At 61.3% G+C, this 7,043-nt stretch carries 6 protein-coding genes; all 6 read right to left on the bottom strand.

The features are described from left to right. On the bottom strand, nucleotides 1-284 hold a 284-nt coding region (locus PLJ71_16470; GenBank protein HQM50283.1), incomplete at its 3' end, for a type IV pili twitching motility protein PilT. Between the two features lie 25 nt (nucleotides 285-309). Next, nucleotides 310-2,130, bottom strand: a complete 1,821-nt coding sequence (locus PLJ71_16465; protein ID HQM50282.1) for an ATPase, T2SS/T4P/T4SS family — start codon at nucleotides 2,128-2,130, stop codon at nucleotides 310-312. Nucleotides 2,131-2,882: 752 nt separating this feature from the next. Next, nucleotides 2,883-3,416 (bottom strand): hypothetical protein, encoded by a 534-nt coding sequence (locus tag PLJ71_16460; GenBank protein ID HQM50281.1) that lies wholly within the window; start codon nucleotides 3,414-3,416, stop codon nucleotides 2,883-2,885. A 14-nt stretch (nucleotides 3,417-3,430) separates the two neighbouring features. Continuing rightward, on the bottom strand, nucleotides 3,431-5,017 hold the full coding sequence (gene pilM, locus PLJ71_16455) for a pilus assembly protein PilM (GenBank protein ID HQM50280.1): 1,587 nt from the start codon (nucleotides 5,015-5,017) through the stop codon (nucleotides 3,431-3,433). After that, complete coding sequence (gene gspK / locus PLJ71_16450; protein ID HQM50279.1) at nucleotides 5,014-6,099, bottom strand: type II secretion system minor pseudopilin GspK; 1,086 nt, start codon at nucleotides 6,097-6,099, stop codon at nucleotides 5,014-5,016. The genes pilM and gspK overlap by 4 nt, the downstream gene beginning before the upstream one ends. Continuing rightward, on the bottom strand, nucleotides 6,096-7,040 hold the full coding sequence (locus tag PLJ71_16445; protein ID HQM50278.1) for a prepilin-type N-terminal cleavage/methylation domain-containing protein: 945 nt from the start codon (nucleotides 7,038-7,040) through the stop codon (nucleotides 6,096-6,098). Before PLJ71_16445 ends, gspK begins: the two co-directional genes overlap by 4 nt. Between the last annotated feature and the right edge of the window lie 3 nt (nucleotides 7,041-7,043).

The following is a 7,043-nucleotide window of genomic DNA, read 5'->3' as shown; positions in this document are numbered from 1 at the left end:
CCTTTCTGCTTGAAAATCGACACGCGGAACCGGGCGATGTCTTCGAAAGCGAACCCGAAGTCTGACCCTCCTACCTCCTGGATTTCCTGCTGGTTATCAACCGACGCGATACTTTTCATAAGGCGCTCGGTGTCATCCGGCGAGAGGGTCCGATCACCGAAAAACGTCAGGTGGCCATGCACGCGCCCGACCGGGGGATTGCCCACCGCGAGGTGGAGGTCCGACCCGTCGCGGTCGATAAGCATCTTCAACAAGCTCACCATATCGTACTGTTGCACAGCCACGGCCGTCTCCTCTTTTGCGCCGAAATCAGACCGGCTCGTCCATTTGCGTCACGCGCAGCACTTCCTGCAGCGAGGTGATGCCCGCGAGGGCCTTCCGCCAGGCGTCCTCGCGCAGCGTCAGCATGCCGCCGCTCGCGCGGGCTTCCACACGCAGGTGGCTTGCCGAAGCACCGTTGATGATCAGCTCCCGCAGCCGGTCCGTCGTAACCAGCAACTCGTAAATGCCAATACGGCCCTGGTAACCGGTATGGTTACAGTGCTCGCAGCCCTTGCCGTCGAACAACTCGGCTTCGTTCACATCGAATTTAATCCCCAGCCGTTCCAACTGCAGGTCCGTGGGCTGGGTCGGTTCCTTACACGTCGTGCAGAGGGTGCGCACCAGCCGCTGCGCGAGAACGCAGCGCACGCCCGCAGCCACCATGAACGGCTTCAACCCGATGTCCACGAGACGAATGAACGAACTGGGCGCGTCGTTGGTGTGCACGGTCGAGAACACCATGTGTCCGGTCAAGGCCGCCTTGATGGCAATGTCCGCCGTTTCGTAGTCGCGAATCTCACCGACCATCACGATATCGGGGTCTTGACGGAATATGGCCCGCAGGGCGTTATCGAATTTCCAGCCGATTTCGTGGTTGATCTGCACCTGGTTGATGCCCGAAAGCTGGTACTCGACCGGGTCCTCTACCGTCACGAGCTTGCGGTCGGGCGTGTTCAGTTTGTGCAGCGAGGCGTAAAGGGTGGTTGTCTTGCCCGAACCCGTCGGACCCGTCACCAGCATCACGCCGGTTCCTTGATTCAGCATGTCCTCCCAGCGGCGCTGATCGTCCGGGCTGAACCCCAGCTGGCCCAGACCCAGCATCAGGCCGCTCTTATCGAGGATACGCATGACCACGCTTTCGCCGTATTGAGCGGGCAGGGCGCTCACACGCAGGTCGACCATCTTGCCGCCGATGTTGAGCTTGATGCGGCCGTCCTGTGGAATGCGCCGCTCCGATAGGTCCATATTCGACAACAGTTTAAGGCGCGAAATGATGGAAGGCTGGGCGCGTTTCGGGGGCGGCGGCATCAGATGGAGCACGCCGTCAATGCGGTATCGGATCTTGACGTCGTATTTTCCAGGTTCGACATGAATATCGCTTGCCCGAAGCCGGAACGCTTCCAGGATGAGGTTGTGCACATAACGCACTACGGGGTGATCGTCGTCCTCGACGGAGTCATCACTGGTGCCCACGTTGAAATCGGTCGCATCCACGCTGATGCTGCTCATGCTGATGTCGCTCGCCGACATGCTGCTCACGCTGCTCATCGACGAATCCAGCGAACTCACGTTCGACATGGTGCTGAGAGTACTCATCGTCGAGGCGCTGCTGACGGACGTGAGCATGGATTCCACCGTATGCTCGTTCAAACCGTAATACTTCGAGAGCGCCTCCGCGATGTCCTCGACCGGCGCCAACTGCGGCTCGACCGGGCGTTCGAGCAGCCGTTCCACGTTCTCGAGTGCGGTGAAATTCGTGGGGTCCGCCGTTGCGATAATCAACCGGTCCCCCGCCTCGCCGATGGGAATGATTCGGTAGAGGGTAGCGATATTGGGCTCGACAAGGTTGCGAATCCGCTCCGGAATCTCGCGGTCGGACAAACGGACGATAGGTATGCCCAACTGCTCCGCAAGACCTTCGGTGATATGCGACTTGCTGAGATACCCCAAACGCACGAGAATCTCACCAAGTTTGCGGTGACCCATCGTGGTCTGCTGCTTGTGGATAGCCTCATCGAGCTGCTTTTGACTGATCACTCCCTTTTCGACAAGGGTTTGTCCAAACAGACTATACGCTTGCTGTTGCACGGCGCAATCCTCGCTTTTTCTGCATCCTCAATGTACCAGACTTTCCGGGATCTTGTCAATGTAAATACTGCGAGATCGCATTGCAAATATTACACTTACGCTATATATTGTCAAGAGATTACCGGCCCGTGGGCAGGGTTCGCCGCGCCCTCCAACCAGGCAGGAACTTCGGTGACACCATGGCGTCCCTTCCTGCGGCGAAAAGGGTTGCCGCCTTCTCCCAAAAGGCAGGCTGAAGCGCCTGACCCGACTGCCCTGAGACCCGGTGTACGAACCTCGCGCTGGTTCGTACGTTCCTGTGGCTGGAATGCGCCATCCCTTGCGCTGTGCCCATCGGGGGCTACCCGGTTAGCCCATGCACCGATATCTTGCCGGGCCCGTAAGCCCGCCCGTACAAGCACAGCGCTCCTTTGCTTCCACGGTGCATTCTGACGCGGGAAGCTCCGAAAATCAACTTCCACCATCGGAGTTTCCCGGGCTCTGAAGCAACCACAAGAACACCCCCGCCCTGACCCTCTGAAACGCCGGAGAACAACTCGTATCGCCGGGACGCATTCGTTTCGTGGACCACGGGCCACGGATTGGCGTCCGCGGCGGTCAATACGGTCTCGTGGCGAAACAGACCCTCCGGGGCATGCCGGGGAGCACTTCGTTCAGACCTTTGCGCAGGCGCGCCGAAAGACGGAGGGAAATGGACGCCGCGAGGGCCGCCGTCCGCGCCGTTGTCCCGGGAAGACCGGCAGGGCCTGCCGTCACCCGCGGGGCGCCATCAATACCATGTTGCATACCAGGCCGCGGCCGCTGTCTGCGGGCCTCATCTCGTCCAGACGCTCAAGGACGACTAGGTTGTCGCCGCTATAGATTCGAACGAGGACATTGGTCAACTCTTCCATGCTGACGCCGTCCAGATAGAGTTTGACCGCCTCGAATGCGCCTGAGCGGACAGCCGTGTTCTGTGTTTCCAGAGTTGCTCTGGCGCCTGCCGCCCCTTTCAGATGCTCGGCCTGCAAAGCCTGGTCCACGTGCGAATACAGCCGGAACGTTCCCCGCTGACCCAGTTTCTCTTCCAGGGCCTGGCCGCTCTGCCGGCGGGCTAAGGCATCGTCGCGAATCAGCTGGGCATCGAGAAGCCGGCGGCGCGCCGCCTCCACCTGCCTTTCCGATTGGCTATAGGCGCGCAGCGGGCCACGGTCGGAAAACAGCCACTGCGATATGATAAAAACCACGACTACGGCGCCAATGCCCACCACAAGCTTTTCGCGTTTCTGCATGTTGAATCTCGCCATGGCCACTCCTGAATCTAGATATACGCGCGGACGCTGAACGTCGCTTTTCCGGCTTCATCGCGGCGAGCCGGGTCTTCCACCTGCTTGAACAAAGACGATTCCTTCAAAGCCGTCATGACCTCGTCAAAGGTCTCCGGATTCGTCACTTCCCCTTCAATGGTTATGCTTTGCAGCTCGCCGCGGCCCAAGGTTGACGTGATCCGGATAGACGTCACCCGCACCTTGCTGTCCGGCATACAAATGCTGATCTCCTTGAGAATTTCCGGCAGCGGCGGGCGCTGGAAGATCGCAACATTCGAGAGGTCCGCGTCCTTCTGAACATTCTCATTCTCTCGTGCCATCAAGGTAATAGTCGTGCTGCCCCCTACGTCGGCCGGCGGCCGGCCGCCTTGGACCTCCGGAGCGTTCGGGAACGCCTCCGTGTAGTACTGCCAGATCGTATCGCCTATTCGTGTGATCTCCTCCTGGTTCCGCTGATACCGGACATAGCTGTAGACGCCGTACGCCACCACCAGCAGCAGCGCCAAGCAGGCAGAGAACGCGATGTGGCGGGTCAGTCCGCTCCAGGCGGCGGGCGCTGCGAGGGGCCCCGTGCGGAAGTCGAGGCCGTAGGCGCCCCCCGCCGCCGTCAGCGAGACGCCAACAAGCGCCGCCCAGGCGTTCACCCGGCTGCCAGCCGCCTCCCCGGTCTCCTGTTCCTGCTCAAGTGGCGTGGCAACCGGCCCCTCCGGCCCCACGGGCTGGGCCGGAGCGCCCGCCTGGGCCAGCCCGGCGCCCTTCAACCCGTCCATCAAGTCGACATGACGGATCGGGAGGGTCAGCCCTTGCTCGAACTCGGGGTGATGGAACTCGGCCAAGGACTCTCCGGTAACGACCAGTTCGGATAGGGCGGCGCCGTCCTCAGGCCACGAGGCCTGGAACGCCCGCAGAGTATTCTGGACCTCGCGGGCGGCGGCTTCCGGCCCATCGCGAAACTGGGCCGCGGTCAGCGGCAGATGCCGGAGAAACACCAGCGACGTCCCGAGCGTGACCACGAGAGAAGAGCCGGCGCCGCGCACGTGGAGCGCGGCCGAGAGACCGTTCCCCCGGTTCTGGCGCGCGTGCAGGAGCGAACTCAATCCCGTCGCATCCAGTCCGATCCCCTCGATAGCGATGCCGGCGGCATTGAGAACGTCGATCTGCTCCTCCAGCAAGGTCCGCCGCACCCCGACGGCCAGTACCTCGGTGTTGCCGTTGGCTTCCCGGACAATGCTGTAGTCCACCGCCAACTCTTCAATAGGAAACGCCAGATACGGCTCCAATTCAAAGGGCACCGCCGACGCCACCTTGCTTCTTCCCTTGAAAGGCAGGGTCAGTTTCCGTGCAATCGCGTTATCGCTCCTCGCGCACAACACCCACGCGGCGGGCTTGGTTTTCATCTGCGAACGGGCATGCGCGACAGCGGCCACCAGCGCCTCGAACCGCTGACTGGCGCTCGGATACACCGCCAGGCATGCACGGGCCTCGATGATGGCAGGCACACGCCTGCCCGTGCTCACCACCGCGAGCCGGATTTCGTCCTCGTCAAATTCAACGGCACCGATCTTGGACGGCAATTTCATTGAGTTACTCTCCAATCCAGCGTGCGAAACATTTCGGCCGCCTCCTGCCCCGAGTCCCGCCACACGAAAGCCTGTATGCGCACCATCGCGCTCTCGTACAGCCCCATGCCCTCGACTTGGAACACGTCGCTCGACCAGGTCCAGACTTCCGGTCTGCGCTCCACCACCTCCGTCTGAGCCCGAACGCTGGTTTGGGCCCGAACGTTGCCCCTCTGCTCTATGGGGTCCAGCAGCCCCCGGGCCTCCGCGTCGGCACGGCTTGTTACCGGGTCCCCGTTCTCCTGCCAATCCAGGATCGTCTCGGCCAAACCAGACTGCCCAATGGCGTCGGCCATGGCTTCGAGCACGGGGTACTTCGCCGTATTCACGTTGACCCGCCCCAACGGGTCGCCATGCACCGTGAGGAGTTCCGTCAACGGAGGAAACTCCTCGGGGTTCTCGGGGTCTCCAAAAAAAAGTTCCGACGTCATCCCGACGACAAGCAGCAGTTCCTCTACGGAACCCATCGGCCCGTTCTTGCAGCCGTAGGGCGGGTCGAGCGCGGCATAGTAGTCGGCCTCCGCGCCGGCGGGGCGCATCTCATCGTCCGTGTCAATCCAATCCAATATGGCGTCAACCACATCGGGTTCACCGCCGCGCCGCTCGATGAGACTGCGGAAGGCGTCCACCATGTATTCGTTTTCTTCGCCATTCGTGAGTTTTACCAGCGCATTGATGTTGAGTTTGCCGTATTCATCCTGGATGCGGCATTGCATGAGGGCATCATTAATCTGCTGGCAGGGAAGTCCCTCGGCCCACAGGTCCACACGGCTGTCGAATGCGAACTCCTGCCCGCTTGCGGCGGTTTCTTCCAGGTCGGCGGCCAGAAGCGAGTATCCATACGCCACGGCCGAACGCGCCGCAAGTTCCGCCTGGAACAGGGTGACGTTGTTCTCCACGAAACTCGCCTCGACCCGCATTTCGTATGCGTGTTCCACCACCAGCACCGTGAGGAGCACGACGAACAACAGTGCCAGAAGCAGCGCCACGCCTTCGTCGGGGGCGCGTGTCGGCTTCGGGTATGGAAAAGCGTGCCCGTTCACCGTCTGCCGCCTTCCGTCTGGATGTTGTTGTTGGACCCCTCTGTGCTGCCCGTACGCTGCGAAGACTGCGTTTCGAGCTGTTCCAGAGCGTCGCGGGCCGATTGCCCCGAGAAATTCGCCAGCGACCGGCCGTCTTCCGTCATGCCTAGCCCAAGAGGAATGGGAACCACCACTTCAAAATCGGGGTCCTCGACCTCGTCGTACCGCTTCGGGGCCTCCTCTTTAAGCTGTTCCTCGGTCTTGGCGAAGTTGATCCGGATACGCACGCACCAGGGCGCCCGGCCATATTGCAGCGAGTCCCACTCGTCGAGCCAGTCCGTCCCGTCGAAGTACTGGATATCCATCGAACGAATCGGCACGCTCCAGTGAGGCGCCTCGTAATCGGTTTCCTGGGCCTGTTCTTCCAAGCCCCTGCTTCGCGTCTCATTCAGTGTTTCATCCAGTTGCCCGGCGCTGCCCGCGATCAGCGGCATTTCCATCGCCTCGAGCGTCGCTCCTTCGTCAGGCTCCTCGCCTTTATCGTCCTTTTTGTCAACCTTGCCTTCATTATCGTCGTCGAGATCGAGGCCCATTTCGGTGTCTTCCGTGCTGATCGCCTCGTAACGCACTTCCTTGAGGTCGCCCGGAAGGGACATCCCCCCCATCAGCGGCGCAGACGAGCAGAAGCGCACCGAGTCCATCGGGCCGTCCATGGAGTCATCGTTGACGCCTATGAACTGGAACAGGCCCTGTTCGCTGGTCCGATCCATGTACACGCTGCTGAAATTGGTCTCGAAACTACGAGTAAGGAACTGCCGGAGCCGCGTTTCCTCGGCCGCTGCGCGCGCCATCGCGGTCGAATTCACCACCGAACTCAGCGACGAGTAGACGATGGCCGTCATGATCACAATGATGGCCAGCGCCAGCACCAATTCCATCAACGTGAAACCGTCATTCCGCATGGC

It is taken from the genome of Candidatus Hydrogenedentota bacterium, assembly GCA_035416745.1.
In the GTDB taxonomy this organism is placed as follows: Bacteria; Hydrogenedentota; Hydrogenedentia; order Hydrogenedentales; family SLHB01; genus UBA2224.
Note: the sequence above shows the minus strand (reverse complement) of the source record. Positions and strands in the feature narration are given on the sequence as shown.

What these genes read in the sequence shown, in the direction of transcription:
- PLJ71_16460 (HQM50281.1), bottom strand. Translation starts at nt 3,416, where the DNA reads ATGGCGAGATTCAACATGCAGAAACGCGAAAAGCTTGTGGTGGGCATT.
- pilM (HQM50280.1), bottom strand. Translation starts at nt 5,017, where the DNA reads ATGAAATTGCCGTCCAAGATCGGTGCCGTTGAATTTGACGAGGACGAA.
- PLJ71_16445 (HQM50278.1), bottom strand. Translation starts at nt 7,040, where the DNA reads ATGCGGAATGACGGTTTCACGTTGATGGAATTGGTGCTGGCGCTGGCC.